Here is a 19746-nt window from a genome sequence, read left to right as displayed (position 1 = left end):
TTCGCCAGCTACCGCAGGTTCAGCGCCATCCTTAGTTGCCGCTACAGTTATTGTTGCTGTGGTATTATCGGCAATATTAATGCTTGCTGGTGTATTACTTACGGTTACTGCTGGATTATTTGTTGTTGTTAACGTTGCAATTACCGTTTCTGTTCCCTCAACAATTGCATCAGTTAATACCGGGATTGTAATTGTTCCAGTCACATCACCCGCTGGGATAATAATTGTTTTGGTTACAATCGGACTGTAATCACTTCCCTCAGTTGATGTTCCAGCTAAAGTATAAGTAATCTCTGTATCAGTTGATGATGGATTACTTAAGGTTACCGTGTAAGCTCCTGCAATCGGGCCGTTTTCACTTCCTTGAATTGATGGTGCAATAGTAGCAATTGAAGTATCATTATCAGTAACAGATAGCGTAGCTGTATTATTTGCTATGGTTACCAAATTACCGGTAACGTTACTAATAATTCCAAGCAAGGTTTCGCTTGGCTCAATTAGGTTATCATCCGTAATTGGAACAGTGAATGTTAAGGTTGCTCCTGCAATAGATCCTGCTGGGAATGTTAAGGTACCGAGCTTGGTGGTGTAATCAGATCCTGCTGTTGCAGTTCCATTCGAGGTTGAGTAATCTACCTTGAATTCGCTTTGTACCGCATTGCTTAACGTTACCGTGAAAGTTGCATTTCCAACAGCCTCATTAACACTTGTTGGTGTTGCTGAGATACTTACTGTTGCAGGGTCGTTATCGTTAATTGTTCCAATACCCTCAGCTTGTGTAATGGTTACAGGCGAAGTTGCACCACTTAAGGTTACCTTAAAGCTTTCAGCATTTTCAGTAATGTTATCATTGGTGATTGGAATAGTAATCGTTTGTGTTGCTCCAGATAATGATCCCGCAGGGAAAGTAACTACACCAGTTTTCGCAGTGTAATCCGTTCCTGCTGTTGCAGTATTATCTGAAGTGGTATAATTGATAGAAACCGCATTTTGAACGTTGCCCGTTAAGGTTACAGTGAACACCATATTTCCATCACTTTCTAAAGCAGAAACACTGTTAATGGCCACGCTTGCAGCATCGTTATCAGTAATGGTTGCTGTACCTGTTGCGCCAATTGCCGGAATAGTAACTACCGAACCTGCGCTAACACTATTTAACGTTGCCGTAAAGGTTTCAGCAAGTTCAGTTAAGTTGTCATCAATAATTGGAACAGTGAAGGTTTGCGTTGCACCACTGATCGAATTTGCAGGGAAAGTTACCGAGCCTGTTGTTGCTGTGTAATCAGTTCCTGCTAATGCTGTTCCGTTTGCTGTAGAATAATTTACAGTAAATGCATCTTGAACATTTCCAGTTAAGGTTACGGTGAAAGTTGCATTACCCACACTTTCCACTACAAAGATATTGTTGATGGCTACTGTTGCAGCATCATTATCTGTAATATTTATTGTAGATGGTGTCGTACTTGCCGTAATCGATGGATTATTGGTTGTAGCAACCATAGTTAAAACAACTGTTTCCGTTGCCTCGGCAAAAGTATCATCTGTTACTGCTACCTGAACAGTTTTTGTTAATGATCCTGCAGGTATAGTAACTGTGGTACCAATCGAAGTGTAATCCGATCCGCTGGTTGCCGTTCCACCAACTGAATAAGTAATTTGTGTATCCGTTTTAGATACATTACTCAAGGTAAATGTGAACGAGCCTGGTGTTGTTGGTTCTGCACCAGTTGTGGCAGCAGAAATACTAACCGTTGCCGTTGTATTATCTAAAATATTAATACTTGCAGTTTGATCGGCATTAACAGGTGTTACAGTTACCAAGGTACTATTTGTAGAAAGTAGCGTTGCGATAACCGTTTCGGTTCCCTCAACAATTGCATCAGGTTTTACCGGAATTGTAATTGTACCAGTAGTTGATCCCGCTGGTATTGTTATTGTTTTAGGCGTAATGGTATTATAATCATCGCCCTCATCTGCAGTTCCACCTAAGCTATAGGTAATTTGTGTATCTGTAGCTGATGGATTACTCAACGTTACCGTAAATGTTCCTGGTATTGAACCATTTTCATTTCCAGAAGCTACTGCTGTAATTTTAACAGTTGCAGCATCGTTATCTACAATCGAAGTAGTTGCAGTTGCATTATTGATGGTTACAATATTACCTGTGATGCCACTTAACGTTGCGCTGAAAGTTTCAGAAATCTCGGCAAGGTTATCATTGGCAATTGGAACAGTAAAGGTTCTGGTTGTTCCTGCCGGAGAATTTAAAGGGAAGTTTAATGTTCCGCTAGTAGCAGTATAATCTGCTCCTGCAATTGCAGTTCCATTTGCTGTTGTATAATTTACACTAAATGCATTTTGCGCCGCATTATTTAGCGTAACACTAAAGGTTGCCGTTCCATCTGTCTCATTTATGGTAGGTGCTGTCGAAATACTTACACTCGAAGTGTTTTCATCGATGATGTTAATCGTCGCTGTTTTATCAGCAGCAGTTGGTGTAATCGAAACCAGCGTGCTTGTGGTAGAAATCAGATCTACTACAACAGTTTCATTACTTTCTGTAACCAAATCTGTTTTTACAGGAATTGTTATTGTTCCTGTGGTTGCACCAGCTAAAATTGTAATGGTTCGTGGAATTGTGGTGTAATCATCACCCTCTGTTGCTGTTCCACTAACTGTATACGTAATTTGTGTATCTGTTGATGATGGATTACTTAAGGTTACGATAAATGTTCCGTTTTGCGGACCAGTTTCATCACCGTTTAATCCAGCTTTAATGCTTGCGATAGATGTGTCGTTATCCGTAATGCTTACTGTTGCAGTTCCTGTTCCAATAGTTACTAAACCACCCGTTACCCCACTTAATGTAGCGCTGAAATTTTCAGCGTTTTCAACCGTGTTGTCATCATTAATAGGCACAGTGAAAGTTTTTGTTGTTCCAGCTGGTGATCCAGCAGCAAATGTAAATGTTCCAGATGTTGCAGTGTAATCCAATAATGATCCTGCATTTGCTGTACCATCTGCTGTAGCATAATTAACAGTGAATAAACTTTGAACCGCCGTATTCAACGTCACAGTGAAAGTTGCCGTTCCAGCGTTTTCATTTATTACCGGAGTGGTAGAAATACTAACTGTTGCCGTATTGTTATCAAGAATGTTGATGGTTGCAGATTTATCAGCTACAACCGAAGTAACATCGATCAAAGGATTATCTGTCGATACCAATGTGGCAATAACTGTTTCAGTTCCCTCAACCAATAGATCAGTTTTTACTGGAATAATAATGGTTGCGGTAAGTTCTCCCGCAGGGATGGTTACTGTTTTCGTAGTAATCGATGTAAAATCATCGCTTTCTGTTGCAGTACCTGCTAATGAGTAGGTAACTACAGTCGGCGTTGATGATAGATTACTTAACGTAACTGTAAATGTTCCATTAATTGGTCCGTTTTCATCGCCGGTTGTTCCAGCTGTTATTTTAACTGTTGCCGCATCGGTATCGGTAATTGTAGCAGTTGCTGTTCCAGTTCCAACAGTTACTAATCCACCACTTACATTGGTTATTGATGCTGTAAATGCTTCAGTTTGCTCAACAACATTATCGTTAAGAATTGGAACCGTAAAGGTATAAAGTGCACCTGCTAATGATCCTGAAGGGAATGTATAGGTCGATGCCGTTGTGGTGTAATCAACACCTGCTTTTGCAGTTCCATCAACAGTAGTATAAGTTACGGTAAAAGGATCTTGGACAGCAGTATTCAACATAATGGTGAATGTAGCCGTACCCGCACTTTCATTGTAACTCGTTGGCGTCGCCGTAATGCTTACTAGTGCATTGTCATTATCAACAATGTTTGTCGTAACCGATGAAGTTGATCCAATAGTTACTAATCCAGTAGGACTACTGATTGAAACCGTATAATTTTCTGATGGTTCAGCAATTAAATCGTTAACAATATTAACTGTAAACTCTTGGTAATCGCCTTTTTTGGCACCAGCTGGGAAAGTTAAGGTTGCTGGTAATGCTGTATAATCTGATGTTAAACTTGCCGTACCCGGAGTTACGCTTACATCAATTGTAGATGCATCCTGAAGGATTGCATTTTGAACGCTTGTTAAGGTAACTCTGTAGGTTATGGTTCCATCAGCTTCGTTAACCGTTGTCGGACCACTTAATACATAATTTAACTTGTCGGTAATATCAGTGATGTCGGTTGCAACATTTGCATTGCCCAATACCGCCGGACCAGTTAATCCACTGATATTTAAGGTATAGATTTCAGTTGGCTCTACCAATAGATCATTAACAATACCTACACCAACCTCCTGCGAAGTTTGAATCAATGTACCTGCCCCAAAAGTTACGGTCCCTGGTGTAAATGTATAATCTGCAGAGATTGCCGTTCCTGGAATTACCGACGTATTTACTGAAATAGGATAACCTAAAGCAGTAACGCCTGTACTTACCAAAGTTACTTTGTAAGCAGCTTGTGCAGTTCCTTCAGCTACAGTCGCTAGCCCGCTTAATACTACGGTTACTACATCATTATCAAGGATAGTTCCAGTTCCAAACTCGTTACCAATAGTTACTGGTGTAGCTCCGCTATTAATTAATCTTACTTGGAATGTCTCCGTGATTTCATTAATGGTATCATCATTGATTGGAATAGTGATGGTTTGCCTAGCGCCTGTCACCGAATTTGCAGGGAAAGTAATTGTTCCTGTGCTCGCTGTAAAATCTGGATTAGTTATGCTTACCGCTGTTCCATCAATCGTAGTATAATTTACAGAGAAGCCATCTTGTGCCTTTCCAGTTAAGGTTACCGTGAAAGTTGCCGTTCCAGCATTTTCATTAACGGTAACATTATCAATCGAAACGCTAGCGTTATCGTTGTCTGTTATTAAGGTATTTAAAGCTGATGGTGCACCTAATGTTGCTACGCCAGTTGGGTTGCTAATTGATGCCGTATATGATTCTGTTCCCTCAGCAATATCATCGTTAATGATTGCTAATTGGAAAGTCTGCTTATCTCCTACTACCGATCCAATTGGGAATGTTAAGGTTACTGATGTAAAGGTATAATCCGTAGTCGATGATGCTGATAATGAGGTAACATTAGTTGCTACCGTTACTGGTGCTGCTAAAATAGTTCCTGCAGCTCCGGTTAGTATTACGGTATAAGTTGCCGTACCTCCAGATTCTACAATCGAAGTCGGACCGCTCAACACTAATGTTACTTGGTCGTTATCGGTAATTGTTCCTGTGCCTATCGCTTTTGAAATTGTAGTTGGACCAGTAATTCCGCTCAAGGTAACCGAGAAATCTTCGCTTGTTTCAGCAACCAAATCATCAATAATCGATATGGTTATATTTTGAGTATCGCCAGTAACTGAATTTGCAGGGAAAGTAACTGTACCGGTTTTAGCAGTATAGTCTCCTGGTTGTACAGCAGTTCCATCTGAAGTTGTATAGTTAGCCGTAAAGCTATTTTGAACATTTCCTGTTAAGGTTACCACGAATGTTGCAGTACCTGCAGACTCGTTAACGGTAACATCGCCGATGGCAATATTCGAATTATCATTATCAACAATTGTGGTAGTAATAGCTGAATTCCCTAAAGATGCAGGACCATTAATCGTTCCAATGCTAACGGTATAGTTTTCATCACTTTCATCAATGTTATCATCCGTAATTTTTACTGGGAAAGTAATTGTTCCACTGGGTTGACCAACTACTGCTCCCGCTGGGAAAGTAAACGTAGTTGAACTAAATGTATAATCGCCAGCAGTTGTGCCAGTATTGGCAATTCCTGTTACAAAGGTAACCGGCGATGCTAATGTAGTACCTGGAGTTCCTGTCAAGGTTACGGTATAAAGTACATCACCAGCATTTTCATTAACCGTTACAGGGCCTGATAAAACTACCGTTGGATATACATTGATCGTAACCGTGATTGGATCACTTACTACGCCATCAGTTGTAGTAAGGGTATAAGTATAACTATCTGATCCGGTATAACCTGCAGCAGGTGTGTAAGTAACTTTTCCAGTTCCATCTACACTTGTTGTTCCATGAGCACCATTACTAGCTATTACGGTTGCAGTAGTGGCAGTTGCACCGTCATTGGCTTTAACATCTGTTGTTACTGGAATGCCAACTAATGTATTGATGTTGTCTGGTGTTCCAATTGGCTTAATAGAGATTATGAAAAATTGATTTGCACTTAGATCAGCTCCATTGTTTAATACACCTCCATTATCTTGGATAGCGACTGTAACCGTAGCCTTACCTGCGAAGTTTCCTGATGGAGTATAAGTTAAATTACCGTTAGCATCAATTGATGGCTGAACAGTAAATAATGTGTTATTGTTATTACTTACAATAAAAGTAAGCGTTTGGCTAGCCACCTCATCTGCCGGACCAGCACTGATAGCAGTTGCCCATCCAGTTGAAGTTTGAGCGCCAACGCTTGCATTTACAATTTGATCGGCTCCTTTCGTAAACGATGGAATATCATTGACTGGAGTTACCGTAACAGGAATGGTAACCGTTGTGGTTCCGCCGTTGCCATCGCTCACCGTAACCGAAAACGTATCGGTTCCGTTGTAATTTAATGTCGGTGTGTAAGTAAAGGCTCCGCTTGCGTTTATGATAACCGTTCCATGTACTGGAGCTGTGCTAACAACGTATGCCAGTACATCGCCATCGATATCTGTTGCGGTTATGGCACCCGCTTTTGGCGAATCTTCTGTTGTTGTAATTGCTAAAGGAGCTGCAACTGGCGGATCATTTACTGGCGTTACCGTAATTGGAATGGTTAATGTTTTAGTTCCACCATTGCCATCGCTTACCGTAACGGTAAAACTATCGGCACCATTGTAATTTAATGCTGGTGTATAAATATAGGTACCATCCTGATTCACTACAACCGTACCATGAGTTGGTAGCGTAGTAACAGAAACGGTCAATGCATCTCCATCCGCATCGCCAAGGGTAATTAAACCAGTTTTAGGAGTATCTTCCGTCGTTGAAATTGCTGGAGAAGTTGCCGTTGGCACATCGTTTACAGCAGTTATGGTAACTACGGTTGTTATTGTGGTTGTTCCACCTTTCCCGTCGCTTACTGTTACCGTAAAACTATCAGTACCATTATAGTTTAAGTTTGGTGTATAGGTATAAGTTCCATCTGCATTTATAACAACTGCTCCTTTTAAGGGAGGTGTTATAGTGGTGTAAGTTAACGGATCGCCATCAGCATCTGTTGCCGTAATCTTTCCGTTTACCAGATTATCCTCAGTTGTGGTTACCGCTGGTGATGTTGCTACCGGAATATCATTAACAGGTGTAACTGTAACGGGAATGTTTACCAATGTGTTACCACCTTTGCCATCGCTTACCGTAATTGTAAAACTATCAGACCCATCGTAATTTGCATTTGGAGTATAAGTGTAGTTCCCATTTGCATCGATAACAACTATCCCATTTGCTGGAAGTGTTGATACGTTAAAAGTTAATGGATCAGCATCTGCATCACTTGCCGTTACCGTACCTGTTTTAGGGGTATCTTCTGCAGTTGTAATGGGGGGAGCACTTGCAACAGGCGCATCATTAACTGGAGTAACTATTACCGGAACTGTAATAACAGCTGTCCCACCATTTCCATCACTTACGGTTACAGTAAAGACATCCGATCCGTTATAATTTGGTGCAGGCACATAAGTATATGTTCCATTTGAATTAACGATTACCGTGCCATGCGCTGGAGGTGTAGATAACGTAAAAGTTAAAGGATCACCATCTGCATCACTGGCATTAATCAACCCATTTTGAGGGGTATCTTCTGGTGTTGTGATTGATAAAGGTATGGCCGATGCCGTTGGTGCATCATTTACAGAAACTATTGTGATGGATAAGGTTGCGGTTGCTGTAGTACTATTTGAATCGCTAACAGTATAAGCAATTAATGGTACGTTGCCATTGTAATTGGCCGCTGGTATAAAGGTGAAACTTCCATTTGTCAAAATGCTAATTGTTCCAACGGTTACGCCACCTTGACCTGTAATTGTAATAGGGCTTGCGCCAACAGCTTGAACGCCAGCCATACCTGCAATGGTAAAGCTAGTTACATTTATCGCGTCTCCATCAATATCTAAATCATTTGCCAACAATCCATTAGCCGCATTTCTTGTTAAAGTTTCATCTTCGTTTACGTTGGCTGCATCATTAGTTGCTGTTGGTGCATCATTGACTGGCGTAACTGTAAATATCAATGTTGCCGAAGCCACACCCCCATTTCCATCGCTAATGTTGTAAGTGATTGTTGGTGTTGTTCCGTTGTAATTTTGAGCAGGCGTAAAATTGTAACTACCATCTGCACTAATGTTGATGATACCTACGTTTGTAATTTCGAACGCTGTACCTACTGGCTGTGTTCCAACAAAACCAGCTACCATGTAACCAGTAACCGTTAAGGTTTGACCTTCTGCATCAGTATCATTTGATAATAAACCATTAGTTGCAGTTCTAGTTACTGTGCCGTCTTCCAATACAGTTGCTGCATCATTCGTGGCAACTGGTGCATCATTAATTGCATTTATACTTAAAGTAAGTGTGGCAGTAGCCGATAATGTGCCATCACTTAAAGTGTAAACAATTACTGGAACTGCGCCACTGTAATTTGTTAATGGGGCAAATACATAACTACCATTTGCATTTATGGTGATGTTACCCCCATTTGGAATTAAAAATGGAGTACCGATAATTGGCGTTCCAGCAGCACCAGAAACTGAATACGCGGTAATGGTATTTGTTGGACCATCAATATCTGTATCATTCGCTATTAAACCATTAGCTGCATTTACTGTTAAGATAGCATCTTCATCAATATTGCCAGTATCATTGTTGGCAATAGGTGCATCATTTACAGCAGTTATGTTAATAGTTAATGTACCAGTTTTGGTAGAATTAGTCTGACCTTGACCATCGCTTACCGTATAAGTCATGACAGGAACTACACCATTGAAATTAGCAGCTGGTATAAACGAATAACTTCCATCGCCACTTATGTTAATTGTTCCCACACCAGGAATAACAAATGGTGCTGCCAAAGTAGGTGTTCCAGTTCCTGGGTTACCAGCAATTGTATATCCAGTTATCGAAAGTGAATTACCATCAACATCACTATCGTTAGCTAAGAGTCCGTTGGCAGCAGTTTTAACCAAACCAGGATTTGAGTCCTCTAAAATGGTTTCGACTTCGTTGTTAACCAAAGGTTGGTCATTAACAGGTGTGATATTGATATTCACATTTGCCTCAACAACGGCATACAACGTACCATCAGAACCATTCCATTTAAAGCTTGTTGAACCATTAAAATTGGCATTTGGCTCAAAAGTAAGGTTAGCTAAGTTTGCTGCAGTAATTTCATCATTTGCTAATACTGCTACTCCATTTAATTTTAAGATACCATTTGCGGGCAAGGTTACAATCTTAATTTTTGCCAATGGATCAGTATCAATATCGCTAAACTGAGTGGTGAAATCTGAAGCAGCAAAAGCGATCGTCACATCTTCTAAACCAGATTTAGCCAAATTTGTCACAATTGGCGCATCATTAACTGCATTAATTGTAATATTTAATGTTCCAGTTGCTGTTGCATTTCCTGCTCCACTTTGGTCGTTAACTGTATAAGTTATTGTTGGTGCAGTTCCATTTTTGTTGGCATCTGGCACGAAGGTATAGTTACCATTTTGATTAACTGTAATTACCCCAAAATTTGGAATAGCAAATGTTCCAGGAGTTCCTGAAACAGGAATTGTACTTCCGTTGACTACAAAGCTGGTTATAATTAGTGTTGTTCCAGCATCAACATCGCTATCATTAGCCAATAAATTTTTAGCAATACCTGGCGAATCTTCATTGGTTGTTTCAGTTTCGCCTACAACAACTGGCGTATCATTTACAGGAGTTACCGTAATTTTTAAAGTCGCCGCTGTTTCTGCAGCGGTAGCTGATGCATTTCTTGGCAATGGATTATCTACCAACGTATAAGTTATGGTAGGTACTATTCCATTGAAATTAAGTAATGGCGTGAAAGTATAACTTCCATCAGCATTTACTACAATTTGTCCAACGTTAGCAATTGTAGCGGTGTTACCTGCTAAATAAACTGTCGGATTACCATCTATACTAAAGTTTTTAACTGAAATTGGGTCATTGTCTAGGTCAGAATCTGGTGTACCATCTGTTCTCACATTTCCATTTGCCACTACATCTTCATTTGTGGTTTTTGTATTGTTTGTTGCAATTGGAGCCTGATTATCTACAGCCACAGAAATAGAAAGCGTAGCTGTATTTGATAGTGAACCATCAGTTACGGTATAGGTAATCAATGGAACAGCACCACTGTAACCTGGTAATGCCATAAACATTAAACTTCCATTTGTATTGATAGTTATATTACCCACCCCTGGAATTACTACTGCGTTTCCTGGTGTTTGCGTACCAGCTACCCCAGCAATTGTATAACCACTAATGGTTAGGGTTTGTCCGTCTACATCAATATCATTTGATAGTAAGCCTGGCGTCGCAATGGTTAATTGTTCACCTTGTTTAATACTGGCCACATCATTACCCGCAATTGGCGCATCATTTACTGGAGTAATGGTAATGTTTACATTTGCATCTATATCCGCATAGGTTGTAACATCAAAGCCATTCCATTTAAAAGTAGCATTGCCGTTAAAATTGGCAGTAGGCACAAAAGTTATTGAAGCCAAATCCGCAAGATTTATCTCTTGATTAACCGTAACGTTAGTACCCGATAATTTCAACTCACCATTAGCTGGTAAGCTTATAATTTTAATTTTAGTAAGTGCGTTACCTTCAACATCTGTGTACTTGCTTGTAAAATCTGTTGCCACAAAAGTAATGGTTGCATCTTCTACCCCTGATTTAGGAACATCGGTAACCATTGGTGGGTCATTTACCGGAGTAACCGTAATGGTTAAAGTTGCCGTTGCTGTTCCACCATTACCATCATTTATCGTATAAGTAATTACTGGAACCGATCCATTAAAGTTGGCAAGCGGAGCAAAAGTATAACTACCGTTTGCATTAATCGTAATACTGCCCTCAGCAGGAATAGTAAACGCAGAACCAATAGCTGGTGTACCAACAATTCCAGAATAAGTAAAGCCTGTAACTGTTAAATTCGTTCCTGCATCAACATCACTATCGTTTGATAACAATCCGTTAACCGCTGTTCTAGTAAGCGTTGCATCTTCTAAAATTGTAGCTGCATCATTAGCAGCAATTGGATTATCATTTACAGGTGTAACCGTTAAAGTTAAGGTTGCTGTTGTGCTTAATGACCCATCTGATACCGTATAATTTATCAACGGAACTGTTCCGTTATAATTTGCTACTGGTGTAAAACTATATCCTCCATTTGTTGAGATATTGATTGTACCAACATTTGGAATATTAACTGGTGTACTTAAAGCTTGTGTACCTGTAATACCAGCAATAGTATAGCCAGTAATTGTTAAGGTATTTCCATCAACATCTGTGTCATTTGCTAATAAACCTGTTGTTGGAGATGCTGTAACTGTTAACGTTGCATCCTCGGCCAATGAATTTGTATCATTAACTGCAACTGGAGCATCGTTCACAGCGGTAATTGAAATGGTTAAACTTGCTGTAGCCGAACCCCCATTTCCATCACTAATAGTGTAAGTTATAACTGGCACAGCGCCACTATAATTTGCTAATGGTGTAAATACATAACTTCCGTTTGCATTAATGGTAATTGAGCCAACGCTAGGAATAGAGAATGGTGCACCAATAGTTGGTGTGCCTACTATACCTGGATAAGTAAATCCAGTAACGGTTAAGGTTGTTCCTGCATCAACATCAGTATCATTAGCTAATAGACCTGCTCCTGAAGCAACATTTAACGTATTATCTTCCACCACTGTGGCAATATCATTTGCCGCAACCGGTGCATCATTAACCGGGTTGATGGTAATGTTTACATTATCGCTTGCTGTTGCATAGGTTGTTCCATCAAATCCGGTCCATTTAAAGGTTGCCGCCCCGTTATAGTTAGCATTTGGCACAAAAGTGATGTTAGCTAAATCTACCAAAGCGATTTCTTGACCAGCGGTGATATTAACACCACTTAATTTCAATAATCCGTTTGCAGGCAACGTTACAATTTGGATTTTAGTTAAAGTATTACCATCAACATCTGTGAAACTATTTGTAAAATCTGTAGCAGTAAATCCAATCGTTGTGTCTTCATTTCCAGATTTTGAGATGCTTGTTACTACTGGCGGATCATTTACTGGAGTAACCGTAATATTAACATTAGCGGGTGTAGTATATCCAGTTCCATCATTGGCATTCCAACGGAAAGAAGTACTTCCATTAAAATTAGTACCTGGTACAAATACCAAATTAGGTATATCTGCTGCTTGTATTTCTTGTCCAGCGGTAACCAATGAACCATTTAACAATAATACACCTTGTGCTGTTGGAGGTAAATTACTAATCTGGATTTTACTTAAAGCATCACCCTCTGGATCTGAATAATTATTGGTAAAATCATTTAATGTAAATGCAATTTGAACATCTTCGGCAGTAGTTTTACTAATTGGAGAAAGTGTTGGTAAATCGTTTACTGAAGTTAATACGATATTTACGTTATTATTGGTTGCTGCATATTCGGTTCCATCATTTCCATTCCACTTAAAGGTTACCGATCCATTGTAATTGGCAAATGGTTCAAAAGTAAGTTGACCTAAATTAGCCAATGGGATTTCTTGATTTACAGTAACTGCAACTCCATTCAGTTTTAAAACTCCTTGTGTATTAGGAGGCAAAGTTTCTATTCTTATTTTAGTCAGTGCATCTCCATCTGCATCGGTAAATTGATTGGTAAAGTCTGTTGCTGTAAAGGTTAATGTTACATCCTCGGCTCCTGTTTTACCCACAACCCCTACAACTGGCTTATCATTTACGGCAGCTATGGCGATGTTGATATTTGCTGGTGATGCCGCATAGTCTACACCATCACTTCCATTATAACTAAATGATACATTCCCATTGAAGTTGGCTGTTGGAACAAATGTAATAAGCGCTAAATCGGCAACAGATATTTCTTGATTTACAGTAATATTTACACCATTTAATTTCAATAAACCTTGAGCTGGTGTTGGTAAATTAATAATCCTTACTTTAGCCAATGTACCATCTACATCGGTAAATTGATTGGTAAAATCAGCAGCTGTAAATGGAACAGTTGTATCTTCAGTTCCTGTTTTGTTGATGTTTGCAACAACTGGAATATCATTTACTGACTGAATGGTTAATGTTGTAGTTTTGGTATCTGTTAAAGGCGCACCACCCATGTTGCCCAAATCATTTATCAACGTAGTTAAGGTTACATTTCCATTAAGGTTAGCAAATGGAGTAAATGTTACCTTGTTGGCAGCAATAAATGCATTGATGTTTGCGATACTTCCAGAGATTGTTATTGATCTGGTACCAGAACCTCCAATTACAATTCCTGTTTCACTTGTTGATGCAAAAGTACCCTGGTTAACAGGAACACTCAATGTTGCAGTAACTGATGCATTACCAGCATCACGATCTACAAAACTAATTCCAGTAATTGTTTTTGGCGTGTCTTCTGTTAATACAATTGTTGCAGGTACAGTTGCTACCGGAGCGATGTTATAGTCTTCTCTCCAATCTCTTTCTGGTGTGCTTGGTGTATCTAAATTAGGGAATGATGTTGGCGTTTGTCCGTTAGTTGGATTAAAAGCAGCATAGTTATTATCGAAATTATTATCTAAACCATCTTTATCCGCATCAGCTCCTGCTGCCACAATATTTGCCACGCCGTCATTGTCTGTATCGTATGCTTCTAGCGTATCGCTTTCTCCATCATTATCAGAATCTAAGTCTAAATAATCTGGTTGGTCTGTACCATCAGTATTTATTGGAGTTAAACCATTGGTAGCTTCATAAGCATTATCCAAACCATCACCATCTGAGTCAATTCCAGTTGGAACGATATAGTTTGCGGTAGCTTGTACTTCGATATTATCTGGAATTCCATCACCATCAGAATCTAGATCTAAGAAATTAGGGACTCCATCTCCATCAAGGTCGCCAACTCCTTCAACAGAATCCAAAATACCATCATTATCAGAATCGATATCTAAATAATTCGGCATACCATCACCATCTGCATCTTTCACTGTCATTGGTGTTCCAGAGGGATCGCCAGTTAAACTTCCTGTATTGTTATTATAATCATCAACCAAATCGTTGATTCCGTCATTATCAAAATCATTGGTAAAACCGATACCAGCTTTTCCATCACCATCAGGATCTGGTCCGCCATTTTCAATTACATCATTTATATCATCATTATCAGAATCTAGGTCAAAGAAATCTGGTGTACCATCACCATCTTTATCTCTCGGTGTATAACCACCATTTGCAGCTAAAGGAATTCCGTTTGCGTCTACCTTAGTTCCTACTAAGCCAATTCCTGGCAAGCCATTATTATCTGGGTCTGAACCACCAGCTTCAATTACATCTGGAATACCATCACCATCTGAATCAAGGTCATGGTAATTTGGCAAACCATCTCTGCCGCCAGTATCCAACATTCCATCTACCGTATCTAATATTCCATCATTGTCATCATCTAAATCTATTCCATCTGGCACACCATCTTTATCATAATCTGTTGATGCCCTCCAATCCTTTTCACCACCTGGAATTTGCGTATTTGGCATACTTGCAGGTGTTTGACCACCATTTGTAGCATACCTAGTTACATTTGAATTTCCATTATCATTGTCATAAATATCTGCCAAACCATCATTATCAGCATCTGGCAATACATCCATTATTCCATCAGCACCATTTGCACCAGTTTGGTTGTTCTTAACATCTACTTCTAACGGACTAACCACCGCATTTTCTAACCAATCTCTAAAGCCATCATTTTCTGCATCAGTATCTACATAATCAGGCGCACTACCCCCATCAATATTCGAATAGCCAGAAGCTACCCCGCCATTATTAACATCATAAGCATTATCTATACCATCACCATCTGTATCTATGCCAGTTGGCGCCACATATACTGTTGTCGGTAAGCCTTCAATGTTATCTATAATACCATCATTATCTGAATCGATATCCAAGTAATTAGAAAGGCCATCAAAGTCTCGATCTTGATTAAATAAACTACTTAATGCTACAAAATCTGGGTCGTTTAAATCTGATAAACCATCTCCATCAGCATCTACAATAGGTCCAGTTCCAATAACTCCATCATTATCTCCATCTACAATGTAGAAAGCAGCCTCATAATTATCAGGAATACCATCAGCATCAGAATCAAGGTCTAAGTAATTCGGTTTACCATCTTTGTCTTTGTCTTGAATAACCAATGCTGTTCCTCCAGCTGCTGGGTCTAATGAATCTAATAAGCCATTTCCATTTACATCAACAAATGTTCCTACTCCAAATCGTCCATCTTTATTGGTGTCATTTGCAGGATTTCCATTTGATTCAATCGCGTCTACAATACCATCATTATCAGAATCTACATCTAAGTAATTTGGAATACCATCACCATCTTTATCGGTAACACCTTCAACAGTATCTGTTATGCCATCATTATCATCATCAAGGTCAATTGTATCTGGCACCCCATCTCTATCTGAATCTATAGTTAGGTTAACAGCGGTTGAAGTTATAGCAGCACATGCATTATCAGATTGAGTGATAGATGCCCTGTATTTGTAACCTTCCATAGTTTGATTAACCTTGGTGATGGTTAATGATACCGTTGTTGCGCCACTATAGATTGTATTATTGGCTATATTGGTAAAATTCGCTCCGTTATCAGTACTTACTTGCCATTGAATTTGGCGAGTACCAGAGCCGCCAGTTGCTGCTACAGTTATGGTAACATTACTTAAAGCCCTTACGTTTTGGTTAACTGGTTGTGTTGAAATTGTACTTGCCGTACCAACAGTAATTACTACAGGGGTAGTTGTTGCAGATTGACAAGTTACCGCTCCCACTGTTGAAACAGTTGTTCTACGGTATTGTGTAGTTTGAGTTAAAATACCTGGCGAATAGGTTGCTAAGTTTGCTCCAGAAATAATTGTCCAGCTAGTTCCATTAGTAGAACTTTCCCAGATGTAAGATGTTATTCCGCCACCAGTACCATTGGCTGTTGAAGTTATTGGCGCAGCTGTTGTATTTGCGCAAATAGTTTGATTGGCGGCAATTGTTCCAGCAGTAATTACACCTTGAACAGTAACATCAATATTAAAGGCCGTACCAGAACAGTTATCTAAAACTGGGGTTACCACATATCTTACTACTGCATTTGCTGCTGAACCATTTGTTAATGTTTGACTAATTGGGGCTAAAACTGAAGTTGCTTGATTGCTAAATCCTGTAACACCTGTACCGCTTAATATGCTAGCTGTCCAAGTATATTTTAGGTTTGTATTTGAGGTAGTTGGTGTAACTGAGAAAGAACTACCACTACAAATTGCTGCAGGATTAGATGCAGAAGCAGTAATATTTGGACCAATAATTACAGTTATGGTAAAAGGATTTCCTGAGCAAATTCCGTTAGTTGGGGTAACCGAATAAGTAACTGTTGCTGTGGTGGTTCCTGTATTTGTAAGAGATTGACTAACCGAAGCGGCATTCGTACCTAATGTAGAACCCGTAACTGTGCCACCAGCAATGGTTGGAGCACTCCAAGTATAAGTAGTTCCTGCAGGAGCATCAACTGGCTGAAAATTAAATGTTCCAAATACACAGAAATTGTAGGTAGTGTTTGCTATTGATGGTCTCTGGGTAACACTTACCGTAAAAGGCGAAGATGGGGCTGCCGAACAACCACCGCCAGTAACAATGGCTCTAAAAGTAGTTGTAACAGCTAAATTTGTATAACTTAAAGTATTTGTAGTATTTGCAGGAACATAGGTGATCCAGTTTGTACCACCATCTATAGAATATTCCCACCGTACTACACTTGCTGTGGTACCACCTAAAGTTAAAGTACCAGCACTTCCGCTACAGATGTTTGCTGCACCAGTTATTGTACCAGTAGTGGTAATGTTAATGGTGTGTGTTGCTGTTTTTGGCGAACAACCTGCTGCTGTTGCAGTAATTATGGCTGTACCCGAGAATAAAGGAGAAAAGGTAACCTCTCCAGTTGCAGCATCTATAACGGCTTGAGTATTTGTTGTATTGATGCTGTAGGTAATTCCTGTAGCATTTGTAGCAGTAGCGTTGTAAATCTGTGTGCCTGCGCCTTGGCACCTTGTTGAATTGGCACCTGCCGCAAATACAGGTGTTGCAACAACGCCATTAACTTGGATAGTTCCAGTTGCAGCAACGTTTGGATTTCCTCCCGTTGTGGTTACGGTATAACTTTTCGGACCAGCAGTAATCACAGTTGGCGTTCCAGAAATTGTCAAGATTCTCGTTCCTGAATTGTAAGCTGCTGTTACACCGGTGGGCAACCCTGCAACAGTTGCACCGGTTGCTGTACCGCCTATAGCATAAGTAATATTGGTAATGGCAGTATTTATACAAACAGTTTGGGCATCACTTGGTGGCGTAGTTGACGATGTTAAGGATATTGATGCTATGGGTGCAGTACTTACCGAACTTACGTCGTTAGCCGCGTTTGAGTCCGTCTGCGAACCTGTAATCGTCGCTGTATTTGTATAATTACCAGATGCATTTACTTTTGCGGTTATGACTAATGTTGCCACACCGTTTGCACCTAAAGACCCAATATTCCATAAACCCGTTGTTCCGCTGTAAGAAGTTCCTGTTGAAGCTGAACTACTGATAAAAGTATAACCTGAGGGCAACAAATCGGTTACTGAAACCCCAAGAGCAACACCTACTCCTGTATTTGATGCCGTCACCGTAAAACGAACCGTTCCGTTAATAGGTGGAGCTGGGTCATCTACCGTTTTCACAATACTTCTTTCTACATTACACAACGCCACAGTTACCGGCACAGATTGCGCACTAATTCCGCAACCAAGGATAGAGGTTAAGGTGTATGATCCAGATTCTGTTGGTGAAAAAGTTCTATTTGTTGCCCCTGCAATAATGTTCCCATTTAGGTACCATTGAAAAGGACCCACCGCAGATGCATCTGCGGAAAGTGTAGCTCCTGAACAAGTTGGTTGAGTTAAAATGGGCTTGATAGCCTGCTCTGGTAATGGCGTAATGAAGTTAGACATGGAGAAACCTCCACCGTTTTGCACGAGAACTGCATTTACCCTAGAGCCACTTGTAAAAGTTATGGCTGCTGGAGTGCCAAGCTCTGTATTAGTAAAATCTATTAGATATAAACCAGTACTTCCCAATTGCCTTCTTACGCCAACTCCTGGAACTGTTTCTAGATCACGATTTGTATAAGTAACCGTGCCACCTGTGGTAGTTAATAAAATTTTTTCTGTGGCACTCTTTGTGGTAATGTATCCAAAATATGGGAGATCCCCTTCACTATTATTACGAAATTTATAAGTTTTTGCGATTAAACTCCCCCCACAATTGGCAATTGGAGCCAAGGTAAGCATATCCACTTCACAACCATCTGCAGTACCAGAGTAGGCTACTACATTTTTTGTTGCAGTGATTTTTGAACTAGAGTATTGAACGCCAGTCTGCCCTGACCCAGTCCCAGTCCCTGCAATACCGTTACTTATCGTTACAAAACTGCCTGCAGCGACTAAGGTGTAACTATTTGTAGATGCTAACGTTCCATTTAAATTATAATTGGTTACACTAACTGTTGTATTGGGTAAGGTTGCAATAATAGTAGTTTGTTCAGCAACATTATTTCCCGCACTCCTGATTACAATGTATTCATTCCCTAAGGAAGTTATAGGTGGAACAGGATTATACACACCATCGCTACAACCTAAAGGCGCATCAATATGTGCACCCGAATTCATTACTGCAGGAGCAGATGTTTCTACCAAAGATCCCATTGTGGTTTGAAACAAATAGCTTTGACCAGCATTTAGTGTAACTAGTGCCGTACCATTTAACTTAACGGTGGTATTATTTTCTGTGGCCATTACGCTATACCTTGGCCTTTGAGTTGTACCGTTTAGCTCTCCATCACGGTAGTAACCTACACGGAATGCAGTACCAATTGCAGCATCACCAAAACTAAATAAAGCGGCATTACCTTTGATAAAACTATCACCTCCTCCACCAATCGCATCAGATGCTACATTTCGAATATTAACCGTTATGGGGTTATTCCCCTCTACAATCATTCCTCTATCAGAAAGTATTGTATTCAAGGTATTTAACGGAGTTCCATTTGCTGCGCCCACAAAACGATATACGGCTGGTGCTGTTGGAGTTGGAGATAGTGAAGTGACTAATGTACCATCGCTTTTCTTAATTGTAACGGTAGTATTGGCAGTGTTTGTGGTGATAACAATTTCATTAGCAGAAGTCCAATATTGCCATGGAGCCGGAGCAATGTAATGCGTTTTATAGGTTTGACCAAAAGCCGTTCCGAGATGAGAAAGAATAAATAATGCAACAAAAATTAATACGCGACCAAAACATTTAACGAAGTTCTTCGTTAAATAACTGTTAACACGAGAATAATTTCGCGTGAAGCCACACGAAGAGAGTAGAATTTTATTCAT

The 19746-nt window shown here is 39.9% G+C and carries 1 protein-coding gene (running past one end of the window); it reads right to left on the bottom strand.

The genetic code is table 11. The annotated features are described in order from the left end of the window. A protein-coding gene (locus EZ449_RS03365; RefSeq protein WP_131556556.1) for a tandem-95 repeat protein crosses the window boundary here: on the bottom strand, positions 1–19746 show its 5' portion. Its footprint begins 17229 nt before the window's first position; the window shows 19746 of its 36975 coding nt (coding positions 1–19746); its start codon is at positions 19744–19746; its stop codon lies beyond the left edge, outside the window.

It is taken from the genome of Pedobacter frigidisoli, assembly GCF_004331675.1.
Classification (GTDB): domain Bacteria; phylum Bacteroidota; class Bacteroidia; order Sphingobacteriales; family Sphingobacteriaceae; genus Pedobacter; species Pedobacter frigidisoli.
This window is presented reverse-complemented; position numbering and strand designations above follow the sequence as displayed.